At 39.8% G+C, this 23,028-nt stretch carries 21 protein-coding genes; 3 read left to right on the top strand and 18 right to left on the bottom strand.

The genetic code is table 11. The annotated features are described in order from the left end of the window. Positions 1 to 3: 3 nt before the first annotated feature. Positions 4 to 3,591 carry a response regulator gene (locus CD03_RS0102640; RefSeq protein ID WP_027292302.1) on the bottom strand — a complete coding sequence of 1,196 codons (3,588 nt, stop codon included), beginning with the start codon at positions 3,589 to 3,591 and terminating at the stop codon, positions 4 to 6. Positions 3,592 to 3,948: 357 nt separating this feature from the next. Here CD03_RS0102640 and CD03_RS35695 point away from each other — a divergent pair, with 357 nt between their 5' ends. Both CD03_RS35695 and CD03_RS38465 read left to right on the top strand, forming a co-directional pair. Next, positions 3,949 to 4,542 carry a TetR/AcrR family transcriptional regulator gene (locus CD03_RS35695; RefSeq protein ID WP_052377631.1) on the top strand — a complete coding sequence of 198 codons (594 nt, stop codon included), beginning with the start codon at positions 3,949 to 3,951 and terminating at the stop codon, positions 4,540 to 4,542. Then, positions 4,536 to 5,423 carry an alpha/beta hydrolase gene (locus tag CD03_RS38465; protein ID WP_242849023.1) on the top strand — a complete coding sequence of 296 codons (888 nt, stop codon included), beginning with the start codon at positions 4,536 to 4,538 and terminating at the stop codon, positions 5,421 to 5,423. Before CD03_RS35695 ends, CD03_RS38465 begins: the two co-directional genes overlap by 7 nt. 33 nt (positions 5,424 to 5,456) lie before the next feature. Here the strand turns inward: CD03_RS38465 and CD03_RS0102655 are convergent, their stop codons facing one another. The 6 genes from CD03_RS0102655 to CD03_RS0102685 form a co-directional block, all read right to left on the bottom strand. Continuing rightward, complete coding sequence (locus CD03_RS0102655; RefSeq protein ID WP_027292304.1) at positions 5,457 to 5,837, bottom strand: hypothetical protein; 381 nt, start codon at positions 5,835 to 5,837, stop codon at positions 5,457 to 5,459. A 637-nt stretch (positions 5,838 to 6,474) separates the two neighbouring features. Continuing rightward, positions 6,475 to 7,434 carry an ABC transporter permease gene (locus tag CD03_RS0102665; RefSeq protein WP_027292306.1) on the bottom strand — a complete coding sequence of 320 codons (960 nt, stop codon included), beginning with the start codon at positions 7,432 to 7,434 and terminating at the stop codon, positions 6,475 to 6,477. A gap of 4 nt (positions 7,435 to 7,438) precedes the next feature. Beyond that, the gene (locus tag CD03_RS0102670; RefSeq protein WP_027292307.1) at positions 7,439 to 8,932 is read right to left on the bottom strand and encodes a sugar ABC transporter ATP-binding protein; all 1,494 of its coding nucleotides are present in this window, start codon (positions 8,930 to 8,932) and stop codon (positions 7,439 to 7,441) included. Positions 8,933 to 8,956: 24 nt separating this feature from the next. After that, a complete protein-coding gene (locus CD03_RS0102675; RefSeq protein ID WP_027292308.1) occupies positions 8,957 to 10,063 on the bottom strand; it encodes a substrate-binding domain-containing protein in 1,107 nt (368 codons plus the stop codon). Between the two features lie 147 nt (positions 10,064 to 10,210). Next, positions 10,211 to 11,332 (bottom strand): uroporphyrinogen decarboxylase family protein, encoded by a 1,122-nt coding sequence (locus tag CD03_RS0102680; RefSeq protein ID WP_027292309.1) that lies wholly within the window; start codon positions 11,330 to 11,332, stop codon positions 10,211 to 10,213. A 51-nt stretch (positions 11,333 to 11,383) separates the two neighbouring features. Further along, positions 11,384 to 12,889 (bottom strand): xylulokinase, encoded by a 1,506-nt coding sequence (locus CD03_RS0102685; RefSeq protein ID WP_027292310.1) that lies wholly within the window; start codon positions 12,887 to 12,889, stop codon positions 11,384 to 11,386. Positions 12,890 to 13,228: 339 nt separating this feature from the next. On the opposite strand from CD03_RS0102685, the gene CD03_RS0102690 reads away from it, so the two are divergent. Continuing rightward, positions 13,229 to 14,023 carry a DeoR/GlpR family DNA-binding transcription regulator gene (locus tag CD03_RS0102690; protein WP_027292311.1) on the top strand — a complete coding sequence of 265 codons (795 nt, stop codon included), beginning with the start codon at positions 13,229 to 13,231 and terminating at the stop codon, positions 14,021 to 14,023. A 130-nt stretch (positions 14,024 to 14,153) separates the two neighbouring features. Here CD03_RS0102690 and CD03_RS0102695 read toward each other — a convergent pair whose 3' ends face one another. The 11 genes from CD03_RS0102695 to CD03_RS0102745 form a co-directional block, all read right to left on the bottom strand. Further along, on the bottom strand, positions 14,154 to 15,131 hold the full coding sequence (locus CD03_RS0102695; RefSeq protein WP_027292312.1) for an ABC transporter permease: 978 nt from the start codon (positions 15,129 to 15,131) through the stop codon (positions 14,154 to 14,156). Then, positions 15,128 to 15,874 carry an ABC transporter permease gene (locus CD03_RS0102700; RefSeq protein ID WP_027292313.1) on the bottom strand — a complete coding sequence of 249 codons (747 nt, stop codon included), beginning with the start codon at positions 15,872 to 15,874 and terminating at the stop codon, positions 15,128 to 15,130. The genes CD03_RS0102695 and CD03_RS0102700 overlap by 4 nt, the downstream gene beginning before the upstream one ends. 13 nt (positions 15,875 to 15,887) lie before the next feature. Next, entirely contained in the window at positions 15,888 to 16,826 is a 939-nt protein-coding gene (locus CD03_RS0102705; protein ID WP_027292314.1) for an ABC transporter ATP-binding protein, read from the bottom strand. Then, positions 16,819 to 17,394 (bottom strand): MarR family winged helix-turn-helix transcriptional regulator, encoded by a 576-nt coding sequence (locus tag CD03_RS0102710; RefSeq protein ID WP_027292315.1) that lies wholly within the window; start codon positions 17,392 to 17,394, stop codon positions 16,819 to 16,821. The genes CD03_RS0102705 and CD03_RS0102710 overlap by 8 nt, the downstream gene beginning before the upstream one ends. 246 nt (positions 17,395 to 17,640) lie before the next feature. Next, a complete protein-coding gene (locus CD03_RS0102715; protein ID WP_027292316.1) occupies positions 17,641 to 18,129 on the bottom strand; it encodes a helicase associated domain-containing protein in 489 nt (162 codons plus the stop codon). A 110-nt stretch (positions 18,130 to 18,239) separates the two neighbouring features. Next, positions 18,240 to 18,914, bottom strand: a complete 675-nt coding sequence (locus tag CD03_RS0102720) for a hypothetical protein (protein ID WP_027292317.1) — start codon at positions 18,912 to 18,914, stop codon at positions 18,240 to 18,242. A 5-nt stretch (positions 18,915 to 18,919) separates the two neighbouring features. After that, positions 18,920 to 19,357 carry a hypothetical protein gene (locus CD03_RS0102725; RefSeq protein ID WP_027292318.1) on the bottom strand — a complete coding sequence of 146 codons (438 nt, stop codon included), beginning with the start codon at positions 19,355 to 19,357 and terminating at the stop codon, positions 18,920 to 18,922. Between the two features lie 52 nt (positions 19,358 to 19,409). Further along, entirely contained in the window at positions 19,410 to 19,703 is a 294-nt protein-coding gene (locus tag CD03_RS0102730; protein ID WP_027292319.1) for a cell division protein SepF, read from the bottom strand. Positions 19,704 to 19,772: 69 nt separating this feature from the next. Further along, on the bottom strand, positions 19,773 to 20,531 hold the full coding sequence (locus tag CD03_RS0102735; RefSeq protein WP_027292320.1) for a class C sortase: 759 nt from the start codon (positions 20,529 to 20,531) through the stop codon (positions 19,773 to 19,775). Between the two features lies 1 nt (position 20,532). Beyond that, entirely contained in the window at positions 20,533 to 21,390 is an 858-nt protein-coding gene (locus CD03_RS32155) for a class C sortase (protein WP_044288862.1), read from the bottom strand. Between the two features lie 64 nt (positions 21,391 to 21,454). Further along, a complete protein-coding gene (locus tag CD03_RS0102745; protein ID WP_027292321.1) occupies positions 21,455 to 23,026 on the bottom strand; it encodes a SpaH/EbpB family LPXTG-anchored major pilin in 1,572 nt (523 codons plus the stop codon). Positions 23,027 to 23,028: the final 2 nt, after the last annotated feature.

A 23,028-nucleotide genomic window follows, 5' to 3' on the forward strand; every position in this document is an offset into this window, starting at 1 on the left:
CTCTCAGACCTCCTTTCCATAGATGAAATCATATAGAGTCTGATACAGCCGGTCTGGTTCAATGGGTTTTGCCAGATGGGCATTCATCCCCGCCGCCTTGCTTTTTTCGATGTCGTCATCAAAGGCATTGGCAGTCATGGCAATAATGGGAATGGTCTTAGCATCCACATTACTAAGATGACGGATATTGTTCGCCGCAGTCAATCCGTCCATCAGAGGCATCCGGATGTCCATTAGGATGGCATTATAATATCCCGGCTCTGATTTGCTGAATAATTCTATGGCCCGCAGTCCGTGTTCCGCCGTGTCCACAACAAATCCCTTATCCTCCAGCAGCATGGCAGCCACCTCCGTATTAATCATATTATCTTCCACCAGCAGCACACGGTTGCCGGTGAAATCGTAATTGATCACCTCCGTCTGCTGAGCCTGTTCTTCCTGCTCTCCCAAAGCTCTTGTGAATGCGGAGACCAAAGTAGATTTAAACATCGGCTTGCTCATCAGTAAATTTACCCCCGCAAGCTTTGCCTCATTTTCAATCGAAATCCAGTCATATGCCGTCATAATAATGATCGTAACTTCCGGGCCTACAATCGCACGGATACGCCGGGCAGTCTCAATACCGTCCATTTCCGGCATTTTCCAGTCAATGAGAATCATGTCATAGTATTGGGATTTTTCCCACAGGTCCTTGACCCGGTCAATTGCCTTACGGCCGCTGTCTACCCATTCCGCCCTGATACCTATCTCCTGAAGCGTATTGATGGTACTTTCACAGACAGCTACATCATCATCTACCACCAGTGTTTTCAAATGTGAAAAATTGTGATTTGTTTTCTTCTGGTTGTGACGAAGCTTTTCCTCCTCCGTAATACCCAGCTTCACATCCACGGTAAACTCTGAGCCGATTCCTTTTATCGACCTGACAGTTATTTTTCCATCCATCATATCCACTATGTTTTTGGAAATAGCCAGACCCAGCCCGGTTCCTCCATACAAAGCAGTAGTTCCGGAGCTTTCCTGAGAAAATGGCTCAAAAATATGTACCAGATACCCTTCGCTCATCCCCACGCCGGTATCATTGATGATAAAACGAAGAACGGCATCATTTTTCGTCTTCCTCTGCTGCGCTGCGGAAAAAGTGACCTTTCCGCCTTCCTTTGTAAATTTAATCGCATTGCTTAAAATATTAATAAGGACCTGCTGCAGCTTCATCGCATCGCCTATGTAATAATCATCCAGTACAGGATCCACAATACACTCATATTCCACCCCTTTGGCTGCCGCCTGGGAATAGCAGATAGAGTTAATCCCGGTTAAAAATTCCTCCACAGGTATCTTCTCTTTTTTCAGCAGCATCTTACCGCTCTCGATCCGGCTCATATCCAGAATATCATTAATCAGTGCAAGCAGGAATCGGGAGGAAATACCAATCTTAGAAATACAGTCCGCAACCTGTTCATCATCACCAATAGAACGGGCAGCGATTGCGCTCATGCCGATAATTGCATTCATCGGTGTACGGATCTCGTGGCTCATACGGGAAAGAAAGTCCGATTTTGCAGCATTGGCCTGCTCCGCGGCAACAAGAGCCGCCGACAGCTCCTCTTTTTGTTTCTGTTCCTGCCGTACAACATCCGTGGCATCATTACACGTTACACAGACCCGTCCCAGATCCTGGCTGATATAGAATATCTGGAAGCGTTTGACATGAACCATACCAAATTCATCTTTCATCTCCACAATAAAAGTATAATTAACCTGCTTAACCAATGTCTTTTTCATATATCCGTAATCCAGCTTAGCAAGAAATTCTTTCTTTGACGGTTCATCCATAAACTGGTCGGCAATGACACGTATTTCCTGCTGAAAACCATCCTGACACGGAAAGATATTCTTCTGGCTGCTGCTAAAAGAAAACAGACGTTGGGAGTCCTGCTGTATATCAATTTCCATAATAATATCATAATCCAGTTCTGTGATTCTATTTAGCAGCTGTTCCTGCAATTTCTGCTCCGTAACGTCAAACATATAGAAAAAAACGATCACGTCCCCCGTTTCAGGGTTCAGCGAAGAACGGAAACTCATACTGCCCCAAAAAGTTTCTCCGCCTTCACTCCTGCATAAGAAATCAAAGTGATAATCTACTTTACCGGCAGCATGGTCAGCCAGCAGCTTCTCCCTGCTCAGGGTATTGCGGATCTTTTGCCCATAATCCCTGTCTACAGCAGAAGCTGATATACTCTCGACAGTCTCTTCATAGGTATTCCCTACATGTGCAATTGCTATATTCGAAGAGGCTGCATAACTTTCCAGCTTATCCTTCGTGACATTAATCCGTCCCTGAATACTTCCTCCTGCGGAAGACAACTCTGCAAAATACTCCAGTTCCTTTTCGTACAGCTCCCTCTCCCTCTGCTGCAGCAGTTTTTCTTCCGTAATATCAACAAAAACACAATAGAAATACTTCTCATTATCCTCTTCTGTAAGAAGTTGGGCTTTAATCGAAATCCACTTTACCGTCCCGTCTTTACAGATCAACCGGTTCTCATTCTGTATGGTATTTCCATCCGCCAGCTGTACTTTCAGCCGCTGCGCCATAACTGACAGATCCTCCGGATAAATTACAGATGACATTTTGTTGCCCATTGCTGAAAATTCTTCACGGGAATAGCCAATAAATTCAAACAGCCCGTCATTTGCATCGATTACAGAAAAATCGGCATCAAATCTGCAGCGAAACACTGCACCGGGTATGTTATTATAGATATGAAGCACTTCTTCCTGTGCCTGCTTTTGAGCTGTAATATCAATACAAACTGAGGTGATGGCAGGCTTGTTGTTCTCTGCAGTCATCTTAAGCCCTGTATCATGAACCCAGATGTAAGTACCATCTTTTTTCTTCATCCGGTATTCTACGACATATTCTCCTTTTTCCTCTATCTGGACATCCACCTCATGATCCACCCGTTCCCTGTCATCCGGATGCATACATTGGGTTATCATTCCGCCAATATCCGAAATAAACTCTGCTTCACTATCATAGCCCAGATATTCCAGCATCCGGCGATTAATAAAATAAAAAGGAAATCCCGGTTCAATATAACCGCCCATCATTCCGCCTGCCAGGGAATCATTTAGAAGTGCCTGCCGCTGCTTCATCACATTTTCCAGAACCAACGTTTGCGGATAGTGCTCCCCGCCCCTTTGGCTGCTGCCAGGTTCAGCAAAGTGCAGGCTGCATACCAGCCATCTGTTACTCTGCCTGCACAGTGCAAAAAAGCCGTGCAGGCTCCAGGCATACACGGAATTTCTGAGTGTAAACTCAGCAGTCATAATATAAATTGCATCGTTAAAAACCTGCTCGTGGATAACCGTCAGTTCCATTTCAAACGGTTCCGGAATTTCCCGGATATCAGTAAGAACATAATTCGCCATATCCGTCTTCCCCAAGGCAAACTCTTTCTCCCCCGTGCCGATAAATTGGATATCATCCGCCAGGAATTCCGTGGCCAGCGCTGCGTCCCGCTGTTCAAACCAAGAACTGCAAAATAGCCGGACTGTCTGCCGTGCAGAAATTTGTTCTTTCATATCATTTCCTCTTTCCATAAACAAATATTTCCTTTATTATAATTTTTCACTTGCTAAATTGTCTGAACACCTATGGCATGACCGAAGAAATGCCGTAAAACTTAACGTCACACTGCCTGATAAACCGCCGGTTTATACGGTTAGGATTACAGAGATATTTCGAGTTATTTCGCCTGAAAATATTATTTTCATTTTAGCATAGAAAAAGTGGTTGTGCAATCATTTCAGTGAGTGGTTCGGAAGATCCAGAAGAATTGTTTTCGTGGACTGTAAGATGATTTGTATTGACTGATTAGAAATAATATGCTATTATTTATATGACCTTAAACAAAAAATAAGTCATATAAAGGAGTGTATATGCCTAAATTTACAGCGACAGAACGTGAAAAGATTTTCTCCCTGCTTTTGGAAAAAGGCAAAACGTTATTTAATGAAGAAGGATTCTACGCAGTAACAGCAGAAGATATCTCTTTAGCAGCCGGAATAGCAAAAGGAACCTTCTACCATTTTTTTGACAATAAAGAACATCTATATATGGTGATAAATAATCGTTTACAAGCTAATATTTTTGAATTCCTGCTTTCAATGCTGGAAGAACATAAAAGTTGTCATAATGCTGAAACTTTTTACCGTATGTTATGCTATGTAATGGAAAAGTTTATTGAAAATCCACTTATTATGAACATTGATGCACAGTTATGGGAACGAATTGTAGCAAAAGCACCAAAATCGTGTATAGATGAGAATAATGATAGAGACTTGGAATTAATATCCATGTTAGAAAACTCGGGTTTTATGTATCGATATAACTTAGAAATCACAACTAAAATCTTGCAGATGCAGTTTATTCAATTATCTTATCTTAAACATGAAACACAAGATATTGAGTTGATGAAGATTGTATTAAAGGCATTGTCAGAGCATCTAATACAGGAGGAGAGAGAATGCTAATTAAACCATTAAATGAAGAAGCGATTAAACAAGCTGGCTGGAATGACACTTATATTTCAGGCTATTCTGAACGGGTACATATTTTTTATTATCATGCAGAAGCCGCCAGTAAAAATATAATTGTTTTACACACACCTGTAATTGCTGTAAAAAATTGTTATGAATGTTATGAACAGCTTGGCAGCATTTATGGTTTCAATGTATTTGCTGTGGATTATGTACCGGGCGAAGGAGAGTGCAGTGGTACGACAAAAGATTTTACACTTCCTAACATGGTTGCAAATTTAGATGCCGTGTATGAGTATGTATCTGGAAAATATTCGGGCGATATTCATTTATTGGGTTATACGGGCATTGGCGGCATTATGGCACAATATTATTTGGGAACAGGCTGTAAGTTCAAGAGCTTTGCGCAATTTGCTTGTGGAATTTACGGAGACATAGCTCCTTTAGGACTTCCGAAGTTCTTTGCAAAACCGTTAATTCAAGTTTGCCGTCTATTAATCAGGATAAAACCAACTTTGGCAATTACCTTTACCCCACCGCCAGCAAAGGGTTATCATGCTGAATTAGATAATGAGTTTTATAAATCCTTCCGCTTACGGGATGCCAACTTTTTCATCATGAAAATAAATACACTGCTCCGAATGCTGGAGTGTATGGTTGGAAAAGAAAGCTTATTAAAAGTGCCCCTTGCCTGTCCGACTCTGGTGTTTAAAACATTACATGACCGATATTTTTCTTGCGATTATTTCGATCAGTACTTTGATGCATTAACCTGTGAGAAAAAACTCGTTGAGATCAATGATGTCCACAATAGCTATTTTATTTCCCCAGAGCCTTTTATGAAAGAAATTGCTGCATGGGTGAATAGCCATTAACTAAATTCCCAAAGTGCAGGTATTCCACCAAATTCATTTTTTCTCATTAAAAACTTTCCAATAATTTTGTATAACCCCCTTACGCCATGCAAGCAATATATTAAAGCATATAACCAGCCCCGCCAAAATAATTACAACAACGGGATTCATCCCGGAAACATCCAGAAACTGCGTCACATCATCACCTACCGGTGCTTTTCCATTCAAATAAAGCAGCGGTACTAAAATCCATGCTGCAGCAGAGAAACTAGCCCCTATTATAAACATAAAAGAAAAAATCTTATAAAACACATTTTGCTTCTCTTTCTGATACAACAGCAAATAGATAATGGAGACTATAACCGGCAGCAACATGCCACCCGCCTTAAGCAGCGCAGAAGTTAACGGCTGATAAACACCGCCTACAGAACTCATATGCGCCTGTAAAATAATCTCCAGCTTCCATTTCCCAGGCAGCTAATGAGAATTTTTCTTATTAACTGCTTTCCTCTTGGCATTTCCAAAATTTTATAGTATGATACACTGGTTAGACGCGCCTAACTTTCATAATTCTCTTCTGTATGTCCAAGATCATATAACCGTTCTCTGCCGGGCCCCACAACCGCAAACGAACGATGCTATGTCAGAATGTAAAACACTATAAAACAAAAAAGGAAAATGCAAATGATTAAACACAAAGAATTTACTTTTATGATAATTTCTGTTATTTTATGTGCTGCACTATTTTTCGTAAAGATTACAGGAAACGCTGTGCATACTCTCATTGGTTTTCTGTTAGTTGTCATCTCCTCTGTTCACCTGTATGCGAAATGGAAAAAATACAGGTATATGCCGCCAAACCTCAGAATAGTAGATCAAATTTTAATACTTTCATTCGTATTCATATTGATTTCAGGAATTGCATCCCATATGTCAGCAGGTCTGCTGATATTCAAAATAATACATAAACTGTCTGCTCTGGTTTTTTGCATCGGTTTAATCGGACATACCGTGCAGCACAAGCAATTCCTGATAAAGAAGAAAGGATAAGAAGCAGGATTGCCACTGAAACTTATACTGTCTTTTCCGAACGCTCCGTTACAATCTGAAGCAGCACAGCTGCAATAATTATAAATCCTTTAATAATATCCTGTGGATAAGACGGAACCGCCATAAGATTCATAATATTTCCAATGAGCGCCAATACCAAGGCTCCCACTACAGTCTTTATTACAAATCCGTTTCCGCCCGCCAGGCTTGCTCCGCCGATTACACATGCCGTAATGGCATCCAGCTCCTGCCCCATTCCCACGGAGGCACTGCCGGTAGAGCTTCTTGATGCCACAAAAATTCCTGCCAGGGCAGCCAGTACACCGGAGACTGCATAGACAGAAATCAGATAACGTTTCACTCGTATTCCAGCCAGTTCAACCGTGGTCTCATTGCTTCCCACAGCTATTACAATACGTCCAAATGCCGTATATTTCTGTATGAACCAGAAAATCACCACTATAAGCACTGTAATTATAATAATAGGATAAAACAGTTCTTTTTTCACCAGCAGATCCAGATACCCCTTATCTAATTTGATTGGAGTGCCATTGGTAAGTACAAATGCCATCCCACGGGCTATTGTCATCATTGCAAGAGATGCCACGAATCCCTGCATCTTCGTATAAGCAACCAGTACACCGATAAAAGTTCCCATGAGCAGCCCAGCCGCCAGTGATATGAGAATTGCCAGGAATAAATTCATGGAAAAATCTCTGATCAGTATGGCTGTCAGGGCTGCACCGAAAGCCATGACAGAGCCTACCGATAAATCAATTCCTCCGGTTAAGATTACAAACAGCATGCCGATTGCCACACAGATCGGTGCTGCCTGCTGCAAAGCAATATTTCTCAGGTTCATTACTGTCAGAAAGTTTTCCGACAGCAGACAACAGACAATAAATAAAATGATAAAGATAATATATGTATTATTTTGAATGAATAGCTGCCGTATCCGGCGCTTCTTTTTCTCCTGCTGCATCCGCTTATACCCCCATAGCATATTTAATTAGATTACTTTCTGCCAGCTCTTCCTTACTCAGTTCCCCGGTAATCCTGCCCTGAAACATAATCATGGCTCTGTCGCACATGCCGATAATCTCCGGCATTTCTGATGAAATCATAATGACTGCCACGCCATTTTCCGCAAGTGTATTCATTATCTTATAAATTTCTATCTTGGCGCCAATGTCTACGCCCCTGGTCGGTTCGTCAAAGACGATACATTTACAGTCTGCCGCCAGCCATTTGGCAAGAGCTATTTTTTGCTGGTTCCCGCCGCTCAGGCTATTTGCATTGTCCTCGGCAGAGCCATATTTTGTTGCCAGTCCGGTCAGTAACTCACAGACATATTTTTTCTCTTTCTTATGATTGATTACACCAAATCTATTTGTGATTTTCCCAATTGCAGCCAGCGTGGTATTCACACGGATACTCTGTTCCAATAGAAGTCCCTGCTTTTTCCGATCCTCCGGAAGCAGACCAAACCCGCTTTTGATCGCTTCTTTCGGATCTCTAAAATTCACTTTTTTCCCAAAGTAGATTATATTTCCGGAATCTTTCCGGTCGGCTCCAAAAATGGCCCGCATTGTTTCCGTTCTGCCTGATCCCACAAGGCCGCTGAATCCCAGTATTTCTCCGGATTTCACATGGAAACTTACGTTATTGACCAGCTCACCGGCATTCAGTCTTTCCACCCGGAGCACTTCTTTTCCAATCACTGCATGCCGCCCGGGAAATAACTGGGTCAGATCCCTGCCCACCATCATATTGACCAGCTTTTGTTTATCAATGGAAGCAGTTGGCACCGTACCCACGTAGGTGCCATCCTTTAGGATCGTGATATGATCACTTAGTTGAAATATCTCTTCCAAACGATGGGAGATATAAATAATACTGGTTCCTTCCGATTTTAATTTCCGGATTACTTCAAATAATTTTTCGATCTCGGAAAAAGTCAAAACTGCAGTTGGTTCATCCAACACCAATACCCTGGCATTGCGTGTGAGGCATTTGCAAATCTCTACCACCTGCTGATATGCCACACTCAGGGTACCTACCCTCACACCTGGATCTATTTCCCCGAATCCCAGTTTTTCTAACTGTTTCTTAGCGTCCAACTTTAATTTTCTCCAATTAATGGTCAGCTTTCCTGCGGACAATTTATCAATAAAGATGTTTTCCGCCACTGTCAGATCCGGTGCCAGCATAAATTCCTGGTAAATAACTGCAATTCCATGCTCTTTCGCATCTTTCGGACCGTTTATTTTGATCCGGACACCATCGACCAGAATTTCCCCGTCATCCTTCTGATACGCGCCGGATAAAACCTTCATCAGAGTTGACTTGCCTGCCCCGTTCTCTCCAATCAGAGCATGTACCTCTCCTTTCTGAACTTTTAGCGAAACACCGGTCAGTGCCTTAACGCCTCCGAAATGCTTGGTTATATTTTTCATCTCAAGTCTGTATTCATCCTGCATAGCGCCCCTCCATCTTCCGGCAATCTAAAATCCGAATTGATAATGTTCATCGACGTTTTCTTTTGTCACCGCAACTGCCTCCGTCAAAATAACATCTTCATAGCTCTTCCAATCCTTCTTATCCACCAGAATCTCTTTGGCAACTTCTATGCCTTTTTCTGCAACTTTATATGGAGAATTTTCTCCTGTGCCAAAATATTTTCCTTCCTTTATCAGATCATAAGCTTCCTTTGCACCATCTGCTGCTGCAACCATATCCACCCCTGTGATACCTGCATTTTCCAGTGCTTCCATTCCGCCGAACAGCATCTGGTCATTTTCACCCAGCATACAGTTTAAATCTTTATTTGCTGTTATTAAATCTTCCGCCGCAGTTAATCCTTCTTCTCTTGTTCCTGCACCCCAGCCTTGTCCGCGCAGCGTAAATCTGGCCTTCTCATTGGATGCTTTTCCATTTTTCATTAAATCATCTTCAAATTCCTGCGCCGCTTTCCACGCTTCCTCTTCACTGTATCCTGCTCTGCTTTCGATGATTCCACAGAATAATCCCAGCCTTCTTTCCATACATGCCACATTTCCTTTCAGTGCACTCAGAAGTACTGCAATAATTTCCTTGTCTTTGTCGAACTGTTCACCATATGCTTTTCCGACCAGCCGTCCATTCTGCTTATTATCAGAGTATATGGTAGTACATTGATTACACTCTCCCACTCCGCTGTCCAGATTAATGACCGGTATATCTGCTTCTGCAGCTGCATTGATACTTGGAATGCAGGCATCCGGCTCCACACTGTCCAGAAAAATCAGATCCATCCCCTGAGTAATAAAAGTCTCTAAATTTTCAGCTTCTTTGCTAGTATCACTGTTCGCATCCAGAACGGTACACTTCCATCCCTTTTCCTGGGACAGTTCTTTTACAGCCTCCACCAGGCTGACGAAATAGGGGGAATCCTGTGTCTTTATTGCAAAACCGACTTTAATATCCGATGTTTCCTGTACATCCTCCGCTTCCTGTCCTGCAGCCGCTGCTGTTGCCGCTTTTGTTTCTTCACCCTTCCCATTGCTGCCACATCCTGCCATTGTTATTACCATTGTGAAACATAACACCGCACTTAATATTTTCTTCAACATACCAATACCTCCGCTTATTTTCATTAACATATGATTTTACCGCAACTTCCCACACATGAATTCCCTTCTCCGCTTGTGCTTATTTTTCAAACAGGCTCCCCAGCGTGTCTGACAATTGCTTTTTTGTCAGCTGTGCGTCAAAAGGCTCTAGACATACACTCCGATTTCTTTCGCCAACCGTGCAAAATTCACAATATTTTCTAATGGCATATCATCCATGAAATTACTGGTAGGCGCCATAATATATCCGCCTTCTTTTCCCAGGGACTGCACTCTCACCTCCATTTCCTGCTTCAACGTTTCCAGGGAGCCGATCAGCGCCGTCTGCTCATCAATGCCGCCATGGAAGATCAGCTTATTTCCAAACTCCTTTTGGAGCCGGAACGTATCCATATCGTCTGCACTTGGCTGAATGGGATTTAATATGTCAACTCCCGTAGCAATTATTCCGTCCAATATTTTATAGACAGATCCGCAGGTGTGATGGAATATCTTTACCCGGGGTGCTTTTGATTTAATAAAATCATTTAATTTTTTACGCCTGGGAACGATCATTTCATTAAATAACTCCGGAGATATAATAGGTCCCCTCTGTGTCCCATAATCATCCCCCGTCTCCACAATCTGTATGTACTCGCCACATGACGTTAACAGAACATCATACAGTCCCATCTGAATTTCCAGTGTTTTATCCAGCAGTCTGTTGGCAAATTCCTTATCCACCAGCATATCAACCAGCATATTTTCCATTCCCCGCAATTCCCAGGCAAGTTCAAAAAATCCATGTGATACTGCTCTGGATGCAATTGCATAATCAGTGTGATAATACAGGTATTCTGCTCTTTCCCTCATCCCCCTCGCACGTCCGGGAGCATAAGGATCCGGCCAGGGATAGGTATCAATATCTTCTATTTCTGCATCCTCCAGGGGACTGCTGTGCCCCTGGGACAGGCCGTTGACCAGCTTCTTCTTAATGCCGAATTCATTTGTGATCACACCTTCCTCATCGTAAACCGGCTCATATCCATCGGGCGGCAGCAAGAAAACATGGCGAAAATCTCCTCCCATCTTTTCCATCAGTTCATCATTATACAATGCAGAACTCTCATCCGGCCGAATCACAAGATCCTCGCTTTCCACCTGGAAATATTCCTTTACCCGCCTGAAGGTGGGATTGGTCATACCCGATGCGGTTGAACCGATATCAATTGCTACTCGGTCCGGTCTCCTGTGTTCCAAAATACACTGCACTCTTTCTCTGGGTGTCATTTTTCTTCCTCCTTGTTATGCATTATCTGATTATTTTAGCAGCTCTTTTATCTATAACTGTAAAGCTGCCAGTTCTCTGAACTGCTCTTTCATTGCGGGATATAGCTTTGTATATATTCCATACAGACGGTCATACTTTTCAGCGTTTGCTTCCTCCACGGATACCGGTTCAAACTTCAGATATTTTTTTCCGTCCTGAAACGAATTCAGAATTCCCGCTCCATATGCTGCATTTATCATATTTCCCATTGCAGTAGCCTCTTCGCACTCTGCCAGATACAAGGGTCTTGCAAGTACTTCTGCAAATATCTTCATCCAGATATTACTCTTTGCTATTCCGCCAGCTATTCGAAGTTTTTTGGCTACGGCACCTTCTTTGCCAAGTAATTCCATGATCTCCCTCACTGCCAAAGCGTTCCCTTCCATAATTGCCCTTAAAAAATGTTCTCTCCCATGATTTGGGGATATTCCAAAAAAGACGCCTTTCATACTACCATCCCATTGAGGACATCGTTGTCCCACTAAGGTAGGAAGGAATAAAAGTTTATCGGCACCCGCCTTCACCTTTTCAGCCATGCGGTTCATTTCTTCATAAACAGAATCCGAATTAAATTCCTGCATGAATTTATCCCGGAACCACCTGTAATTTCCTCCTCCAAAATCAACCCCCGCCATATTGCACCATGTCCCCGGAACAATATGGTGATATACATGGAGGGAACCACTTCTAACCGGCCTGTTAGTACATACTCCAAGGGCGGTGACAGTACCCCCGGTAATAAAAGCATCGCCTTCTTTTGTAATTCCGCATCCAAGACCGCAGGAGACTGCATCCATGGCACCTGCCACTACCGGAGTTCCCATAAGCAGACCAGTGTTATCACCAGCCTGTGCAGTAATATTTCCCACCACATCAAAGCACTGGTAAATCAAGGGCAGTTTATCCATATCCAGTTCACAGGCTTTCACCAATTCCCCGGACCACTCCCCCTTCTCAACATCAAACAGCTGGGTCAATCCTCCTTCCGAAAGATTGCAGGAAAATATTCCGGTCAGCTTATAGGCAAGAAATCCTGCAGCATTTAATATCTTATAGGTATGCCGATAATGCTTTGGACAATTGTTCTTAAACCACATCAGCTTAGGTGCTATATTGGATTCATCATTGCGGTTACCATTTATCTGCGTGAGTATTTCCTGCCCCACGTTGATATCGATCCATTTCTTTTCCATAACGGCACGGCGATCTGTCCAGATCATTGCATTGTGAAGTATTTCTCCGTCTCTTCCTATTGGTATCATGGCACTGCTCTGGCTGTCGATTCCCACCACAGCAATCTGCTGGCTGCTGATCCCGGCTTTCCATAATACTTCCCGGATTGTTTCACAGGCACCCCTCCACCACTCATTGGGATCCTGCTCTGCAGCACCGTTCTCTCCAAAAAATGTTTTATGTTCTCTGGACGCTATGCCAACCATTACACCTTCGCCATTAAATAAAGCCGTCTTGCAGCTGGACGTCCCCAGATCAACGCTGATAATATACTGTTTATCCATTTTCTCTTCCTCGTTGTTTATTCAATGTTTATTATTTGTTTATTGTGTTTGTTTTGTTTATAGTTACATATAATCATATCCTGTTCGTTTTGTCAAGATGTTTTTGATGTATTTTATAATTTATTGTCTTTTTTAGTAATTTGTTTGTTTAATTCATATATTATTTATTATGGTATTGAACATTTTTTCTGATATCGCTCACACTTGTACACAAACAAACATTTTATTCCAAGAATCCTATTGTAATTTTTTCTACTAAACTATATAATGGAATAAACAAACATAAGGTAACTATGTTTTATTTGTGTTTAATTCTTTTTGAAAGGAACATAAAATTATATGAAAATCAAACGAACAGATCAAATTATTGAATATATGCGTACTCATGGCGGTGTCGCAAATGTTGTTGACTTATGTGAGAAATTCGGTGTTTCAGATATGACCATCCGAAGAGATCTGCAGACACTGGAAAATAACAAGTCTGTAATCCGGCATTACGGAGGCGCCACCCTGATACAGGAAATAACCTCCTCTGTAAATGCCGCTCCATTTCAAACACGGCTCAATGTAAACCAGCAGATTAAAATGAGTTTAGGACTGGCTGCAGCAGAATACCTGCAAAAAGCCAGCATACTTCCCACCTGTAATGCAGTATATATTGCCTCCGGTACAACTTTGTACAGTATGGCACTGCAAATCAATTATCCGTTAAGTAATACTACCCTGGTTACAGACAACGTAAGCGTATCCCAGGTATTGGCAAGCCACCCGGACTACACAGTAATTTCTATCGGAGGCCAGTTAATTCTCCCTTCCCTGAATGCAGTGGGGCATGTTGCTGAAAATATGATTCGCAGCTTTTCATTTGATTATGCCTTTATCAGCGCTGCTGCCATCGATGAAAACGGTTATATTTATAACTACAATTATATAGAGGCCGGAACTTTTACTGCCGTTCTGGAATCCAGCCGCCATATTATTGTAGTTGCCGATTCCACTAAATTTATGAAAAAAACCTTTGTGCAGCTCTGCCAGCTGAAAAAGGGATACACCCTCATTACAGATTCGGGTATATCCCAGGACTTTTATAATACTTTAGTTAAAAATGAAGTTGATGTGATTGTAGCACCATGATGGTCAGATATCTCTGACGGTGGGAAGATATTTGGCTTTTGCATATAAAAAGCCGATAACCATGAATATATTTCATAGGTTATCGGCCCTGCCTCACCAAACACATTTTATTGCATTTTGCATTTCTAAATTAATAAATCCCTTTCTTTACTTTATGGCTCGTAATCACTCCTCCAATCACCCAGAATCCAACAATCCAGATCATTAAGTAGATAACTTGATCCATGTAATTAAAGAATTTCCCACCACCAGCAATTCCCTGAATCATATTCATGTATGCCTTTTGCGGTATGAGATTTAATACATTGTCTAGCAGAGTGTTGTTATCCGAAAATGATATAAAACAGCCAGCTAATATACAGGTAATTACCGCAATACCACTAGCTGCCAGCGAAGTATTCCTTTCAATCAGCGAAGAAATGAACAGGGCAAATGATGTTGAAAAAACTGTAAGAATCCCAAGTAATAACGCCATCATTCCAAGGCTATAACCAAGATTTATTCCAAAGCCAGCATTTGCAATAACAATTGCAACATATGTTGGTATGAAAAGGAACAGAACTGTTAAAATACCCTGTGAGAAAAGATATTGTTTTTCACTTACAGGCGCTGTCATAATCCTGCGAAATGTTTTCTTAATTCGGTCTTCCGGATATAGTATCGTTAAAGCTACCGCCTGCATAATCATAATCATGAAAATATATCCCAGTATATTCGTTCCTGCACCCCTTTTGTTTTCTATTTCCATTTTGCCGGTATTGAAATAGTTTTCCATTGCAGATTGTTCTTTTTTACTTTTGATGGTTTCAACCCTATAAGTTCCATCCTTATTTTGCTCGATGACAGCTGCATATGTCCCCATAAGCAGGGCAGATTCAGGGGGCCTCTCTTTCACAACATCTATTTTATATTTGTTATTTTCCGATATTTCCCGGGATATCCCACTTATATCACCAACCAAGGCAACGGATAATTTCATTTCAGCCCTTTCAGAAAATATCACAGCAATTCCTATAAAAACCGGTACAATAATTATGGCAACTGCCAGAATCTCTTTATGTGTAAGAATACGTTTAAAGTTGTTTTTAATTAAATTTATACAATTCATGCTACATAGTCCTCCGGTTTAAATGTAATCTGGCAGATTGCAATACATATGGCTGACAGCAACAGCATCATACCCATTACAGGAAGAAACAGATGAAAGTTCTGGTCATAGATTATCTGAAAAGCACATTCTGTTACCCATCTTACCGGTGAAATAACAGATATCATTTCCACCATTCTGCCAAAGCTCGCTGTAGGAAAAAATATGCCTCCAAAAAAAACGAATACCAGTATAACAAGGGGTATCACGGAATTTGCTCCCTCTTCACTTTTTAGAAGACAACAGCACATAATGCCGAAAGCAGTTCCAAATAGTGCAGCAAAATTAATCAGCAGCATAATATAGACCAGGTTTTTTCCGCCAAAATTTATATGGAAGATAAACTGTCCGAGAAAACAAATGAAACTGTATGAAATACTGCCCAGAATATAAGTAGAAATCATTTTTGACAGATATATTTTCACTTTGGAAACCGGTGCATAAATAATCCGGGTATTTCCTCTCTTTACTTTTTCTTCCATAAATGTATTTGATGCTGTCATTGCTATCAGCAATGCCACAAAAATCATCATTGTGATCCCATTGTAGTCGAAAGAACTCACATTGCCTGCTCCAAAACTGCCTGATGTTACAAGTCCCATTACCCCAATTAAGATAAACGGAAATATGGTATTGACTATGAGCAGCATTGGATTTTTGATAATATTCATAAAATCGAATTTTATGATTTTTATAAAGTTCAAACTAATCACCTTCTTAATCTCTTAATTTTCGTCCGGTCAATTCAAGAAACACTGTTTCCAGGGACGCCTCTTCACTGCGCATACTTTCAATTTTACAGCCATTTGCAATGATTACGGATATAATATCATTTAGATTTTCTTCTGATTGGTCCGAAGTAACTGCAATATTTGATTCAGAAAAAACAACTTCCCGAACACCTTTCAAGTCCAGAAAATCCTGCTCATTGCATTTTTCCTTTTCCTCAACCTCAAAGTAATACGTGACATCATTATTTACTTTCTGATTCAATTCTTCTTTTGTCCCTTCCGCAATAATCGTTCCTTCGTTCATAATAATAATCCGGTCACAGATTGCCTCCACTTCTTCCATATAATGTGTGGAATAAATAACAGTTGCCCCTCTCTGCCGTAAAGTCCTGATTGACTCTAAAATGTGATTCCTTGACTGCGGATCAATCCCCACCGTAGGTTCATCCATGATAATCAGTTCCGGCTGGTGAACGATGGCACAGGCTATATTCAGCCTTCTTTTCATACCACCGGAAAAAGTTCTCGGCTTATCATCCTTTTTATCATATAAACCAACTAATTCTAAAGCTTCTTTTGTCCGTAATTCTAATTGCTTCCCGTTTATTCCATAGAGACTGCCAAAGAAACGTACATTTTGAATGGCTGTAATTTCTTCATAGATAGCTAAATCCTGAGGTACTACCCCCAGCAAACGTTTAATTTCCTTTACATTCTTCTTTAAATCCCGGTCAAAAATCGTGATCTCTCCCTGATCCATAGAAAGAATGGTTGACAGAATATTAATGGTTGTGCTTTTTCCAGCCCCATTTGGTCCAAGGAAACCAAGAATTTCTCCTTCATTCACCACAAAGTTAATACCATTAACCGCTTTCTTTGTATGATAGCTTTTCTCCAGATTTTGGACTTTAACAATACTATTCACTTTTATTTCCTCCATTATGGGCATAATATCGGCTCCGGTCAAATTCTTCCAGTGCTTTCATCTGGCTTTTGGTAAGCTCTCCGTCTCCAACTACCCGATTATCTACATCTTCCTCAAAACCATCCATTTCTTCTCCATCATAACGGTACATTTTTTTGAGCAGGCTCCATAAAATTTCAAGTTCTTCCGTTGTAAAACGCTGAAAAACATCGGCAAAAAACTTTAAGGAACGTTCCGAACACTCCATCATAACCTGCAAACCAATATCAGTTATTTTAACATTCACGGCTCTTTTATCCTGTTCACTGGGTACCGTAACCACATACCCCTTTTTTTCGATGGCTGTAATTAAATGCTTCACACTTTGTTTTGTAGTACCAAGCTTTTTTGCAATATTATTCAGTGTTGTTTCACCTTCTTTTAAATGCGCTGCCGCAAGCATAGCCATATACTGCCGGGAAGTTAAATCCTGCATAAACTGGTCTCCTTTTACCTGTAGTTTATTGGTAACAGAAAAAAGTGTGGCATATGCCTGGTTCATTAGAAATAAATCATTTGCGTATTTCATTATATTCTCCTTTCATACGACAACATGCTGTCTAAATGTATGTTAACATTAAGACAGCATGTTGTCAATGTATTTATAAAATATTTAAAAGGTTTCTTTTATTAAACGGGCTTTCCTATTCATTGAAAGCTTCAAATTCTTTAATTTATAAATTATACTAAGATATTATATACCACGAAAGATTATATCTGGTCGTTTATGTATCTAAAGGTAAGTTTATTGACATGAACCATACGGTAGTTGATTTCATTTCTCTCTTTCATTTCTTCTATTTCTTATCTGCCACTTAATTCCAAGGTTTTCTAATTTTTCGCATTTCCATTTACTTATTTTATTCAGGCGATAGCATTTCCTTTGATAAAGGAGCCATTCTCCAAGAGGCATTTGCTTATATATCAAATTCTTGGGTATGTCAATGTTCCCAAATTCTAAATAATACGCTTCGCAATATTTATACCCTGTCTCCCATGTTCTTCTCACCCCAAGTGTCCACATCATCCCGATCTGGTTTAACAGATAAATTTTCCTGGCATCAATTTTATAAACGCCCTTTTGGTGGTATGCAGACCTCTGTCTTTCGATCCACCGACCAAGAAGAAATCCTTCTCGTGTTTTATAATTCACAGGTATTTTTAAATGATGCTCTAAAGAATAAAATTCTTTTGCTAACGCATACCACTCATCCCACGATAAACGTGTATATGTTTGTTTTTTGGTAGATTCAAAAGTACTCATGATTACCTCCCTTCTGCAAAAGTTTTTTCCTCCAACTCCCGTATATATTCCAAGATTTCTTTTTGTCTCATCTTTTATTCCTCTCTTTTAGAGCGTGTTGGAAAGTTTAATCAAGATATGCGGTCGGGTTTGTGAGAAAAATTTATTTCTTCCAATGGAATAGAATACTCATTAAGTGGTATTATTACGTCTATAGTATTCATAATGCCAACTGCACTGCTTACATATGGCACCCACTCTTTTAATTTTGTATATAAAGTTCTGATCTCGCTAATTGTGATATTCCTGCCGCTTAACATCCCTCTTAAAATTAACAATATCTCTTGTTTATCGGCAGAACATATATCTCTTCTTTTCTTTATCAGATCACAATAATGCTTTAATTTTCTATGATTCTGAATTTTAACCTGAAGATTATCATGATCTGTGATACTCACATATATAACATCTCCATTATATAAATTAAATTCCTGCATCAATTGATACCTGTACTGAATTTTAACTGCAGGAAACTGCACCATTCTTAAAGTCTCTATGATTCTGTATTTGATCCTGTCATCCGACATCACAATACTATTTACTTTATATGTATTTTCAATTGCTCTCATTTTTTTTCTCTGCCATATATACACTTTGACCGTAAAGTATTCCTTACCATTTATAATCCGTATTCTTCCTCTTAAATCTTTTTTTTCATATGTCTTTTTGTTGTCTTGTATCCTAAGAACTCCATATATAATTACGATAAAAATTAGTGTTACTAAAATCCAGTAAAGTCCGATCATCCCGTCTATTTTACCTCCGGATCTTCAATATTAGTGATTCCCAATAAAGCATTCATTTTCTTTAACATTTCCTTTGAATTTTTGAAGTAAGTTTTTTGTTTACAGCCACTGTAACTCATTATCCCATGCCAGGTATTATCTTCTAAAGATAAGATATTAAGGGCAAAGAAATATATTTTAGGTTTGATAGAATAACAGTTTTTTTCCGGATTTATAACAGGTTTTAAATAAGCTCTTTCTTCTTTTGTTAATTTTCGAACCAGGGTATCCGCCATAATATACATTTGTGCAAAATTCTCAAAATATATTAGTTTCCGGTAAAAGGGACTGTAAAAATATCCACAAACTTTATTTTCCACAATTTTTGTAACTGAAATAAATATGGTTCCGATTCCTCCACTTAGAAATCCTATATCCTTCTTTGATTCATTCATATGTCTCACAGCACTCCTCCCTGTTATTTCTCTACTCTAATTAAACTTGATACTATCTGCCTTATACTTGCTCTCTTATTCTGGATCCCCGTGGTATTAAAATATAGATATTTTCTGCTACTTGAAATAACCGGATTTCCAGAACAAAAATAGCTCCGCTTATAAAGTCCATCATTTTCTGCTTTTCGTTTTGTTCCAAATTTTCCATGTTCATCAGAACTACCTGGTATTCTGCACTTTCTACAATGTCGTACATGTTTTGCTTTTCTTTTGGCGTGAAAATCCGTACACTTTTACCTGACAAATCATATCTTTCATCTTCATCGCCATACTTTTCTCTGTTTAACAAGCCCATATGATAACCCTCATGTTCTTTTTATTTTTCTTCCATTTTAGTTGTCATAACTTCCCCCAATATTACCATTTACTTATCTTCCACCCGCTCACAATAAACCACATACCTTTGATAATTATATCCATACGGATGACACGTAATTAACGTGACTAAATCACGGTTGGGCTGTATCAGTATCTGATCTATATCCGTTGGGATGATTACTTTAATTTCAACCACCGCATAGGTTAGTGTTTCCCGAAAATTTTTAATTGTAACCGGATCTCCTATCTGTAAATCCTCTATATCCCTGAACATAGCTGCATTACTATATCCCCGATGAGCCGCTATAACTGCATTCGTATTATTGCCGCCGACCGGAAGCGACGTTTGCGATAAATGCGCCGCCCCTTTTATCATATTCTCATCAGTTGCGCCTAAATATATGGGTAATTCAATTCCCATTCTGGGTATCTTCAGGCTGCCAATCATATCCTCATCAAATCCCCATTCTTTTAAGCTGAAATCTACCTGTTGATAAGAAAAAGGATCCACTAAATCTTCCTGACCGGTTCGAAATAGCTTTCGGTTATATTGCACTATTTTCTGATATAAATCTTCATGTCCCAGATTAATCTCTTTTTTCCCGGATGCCGGTTCCGATTTCACCGCAACACCGTTCTTTTCATCCGCCTCCAAATAATCGCATTCCATCTTCTTATCAAATTCTTCTATAATTTTCTTAGCCTGATCCGCATACATATATTGGCGTATATGAGGATATAAAATTATGCTAATTCCAAGTAACAGGAAAATACCCGCTGCTGCAAGTGCCATATTTCTTTTCATTCTATTCCCTCCTGTTTCTGCTTTTCCTTTTTAACATTTTATAGAATATTAAAATCAGCAATAGAATAAAGAATATACATGCACCTGTGACCAAATATTCCATATGAGATGTCCCCTCAGTAACTGCTGCTTCTGTTTCCTTTATCCCGCTCGTATTTTCTGCTTGTTCCACATCCGCAACTCTGGTACCTCTGACTAACAGTCGATGACTGTTCACTCCATAGGGCGTACACGTTATCAGCGTAACCAAATCTCTATCCGGTATAGTCCGCAAATCCTGCACTTCATCCGGGCTGATTACTTTTATCTGATCCACTTCATAGGTCAGTATCTTGTCTAAAATATATAAATAAAATTGATCACCTTTTTCTAATTTATCCAAATCTGTAAATAACTCTGCTGCTGGTAATCCTCGATGTCCCGATAAGACACAATGATTACCCTTTCCTCCAATAGGCAACGCTGTATCTTCTAAATGTCCCACTCCTTTTTGTAAAGACTCTTCCTTACAGCCATGATAAATGGGTAAATCTACTTTAATTTTTGGAATCTTAATATATCCCATTATTCCGTCTACATCTAAAATTTCTTCGTAATTATCCTGGATTACTCTTCCACTGCCGGGCACAAAAGGATCTCCGATCACTGCTCCCGATAGTGAAGCATTATATTTCTCCGCAGCTTCCCACTCTGCTTTTATATCTTTCTCGTTTGATTTACTAACTTTATTTTGGTAATTTGATATTATTTGAATTTGATTTTTGATTGCAATATAATTACTCACAGTCGGATAGCTAAGTATTCCAACACCTAATATAAAAATGAAAACAATAAAACATGTTGCTAATTTTTTACTCATTTATCCACCTATCCAGAAAGGAAGTAGGGTCTTCCTACTTCCTTTATTATTTTATGGCAATTTATTATTGTGCTTTTTTTCTTGCTTTGAATCCCAGGAATACAGCAAGAAGGATTAATGCTAAACCGGAAGCTGTGAACATTACGGTTCCCATACCGCCAGTTACCGGTAAAATTATTTTATTTTTATTTATGATAGTTTTAGCTATTGCACTATCTAAATGGGATGTAGCGCTCACTTTTACCTCTACTGGATCTTTTAATAAACTAAAATTCGTTGGCGCCTTAGTCTCTACAATCCAATATGATGTTTCTTTTGTTGTATCGAAATCTTCTCCCTTAATGCCGCCATAAGCAAGTCCATAGAATTTTACCAACCCGGTATCATCTGATATTACAGTATCCGTAAATCCGGTGCCTGCATTGTTAATTACAGAAATAGGATCTGTTCCGGCCCTGGCATCTTTCTCGGAAGCATAAATTTTAAATTCAGCCCCTTTCAGTGCATCTCCTTTATCATCTGTCTTTTTGATTTTCACTCCACCAGTATGTACTTCCGGTCTTTCATCCTTATTAGGATCATATGGTTTACTTGGATCAGTTGGATCCATACCATCCGGTACGATAACTGGGGCAGTTGACTGATCTTGTGCATTTGTATATTCCAGAGTAGCTCCATTAGGAATGGCAACGCCAAGTTTTGCTGTTTCATTTAATTGTGTAGTAAAATGAACATGGACTTTTTTAGCCCCAAGTGCTGCAACCTTTTTAATTCCCGCCTCTGTCAGTGCAACTTCTAATTTTCCGCCATATTTACCTACAGGTTTTGTCAACTTATAATCATCATCTAATACCAAAGTGCCGTTAGCAAGTTCAGTATTGTCTTTTGCTGCAGCACATACTTTTACATTTCCAACATAAGTTAATTGTGTATCCAAATTATCGGAAATATTATATTTCTTAGATGCTGTAATGCTCTTATCCGCATTTTCCACTACCATATTCGTAGGTACAGTTGATGAAATAATCCACTCATGGTCTTTTCCTACCGTTGCTGCATGATCCTTATTAGGGATATTTACAACATGTTTGTCGATAGCAAGTTTTTCATTCTTAGGATACACATGAACATCATAGATCCATCCATCTCCAGTCGGATTCGTCATTGGAACACTTACAAGAAATGGTGCAGCCGGAGATACTCCTGTTACGCTGTTAGTCTCCTGAATTTTATAAGTTCCAAATGGCAGATCACTAAATGATAATGTTCCATCATCTTTTGTTGTTCCTTTGTCTGTACCATTAGTAGCAAAATTTGTATCATAGTCAGTGCTGGTTACCGGGTCCGTATCTTTCGCCAGTTTACTGATGTTAAATGTAACACCTTTTAATGGTTTTGCTCCCGCAGGAATTTTATCCCCTGCAACCTCATTTCCGTCGGATGGCTTGCCTGCATCTGCTATGTCATCCATAAGAAACTTGTGAATCGTTATTGAGCTGTTTCCGTTCCTTGCCGGATCTGGTAATGCCTCTTGCGGCACAGTCGTTGCAAAAGCAGTTGTGGATAGCATTCCGATTGCCATTACAGAAGCCAACACCATTGTTGTAACCTTTTTAAAAAATTTTTTCTTAACCATAG

It is taken from the genome of Robinsoniella sp. KNHs210, assembly GCF_000686105.1.
Classification (GTDB): Bacteria; Bacillota; Clostridia; order Lachnospirales; family Lachnospiraceae; genus Robinsoniella; species Robinsoniella peoriensis.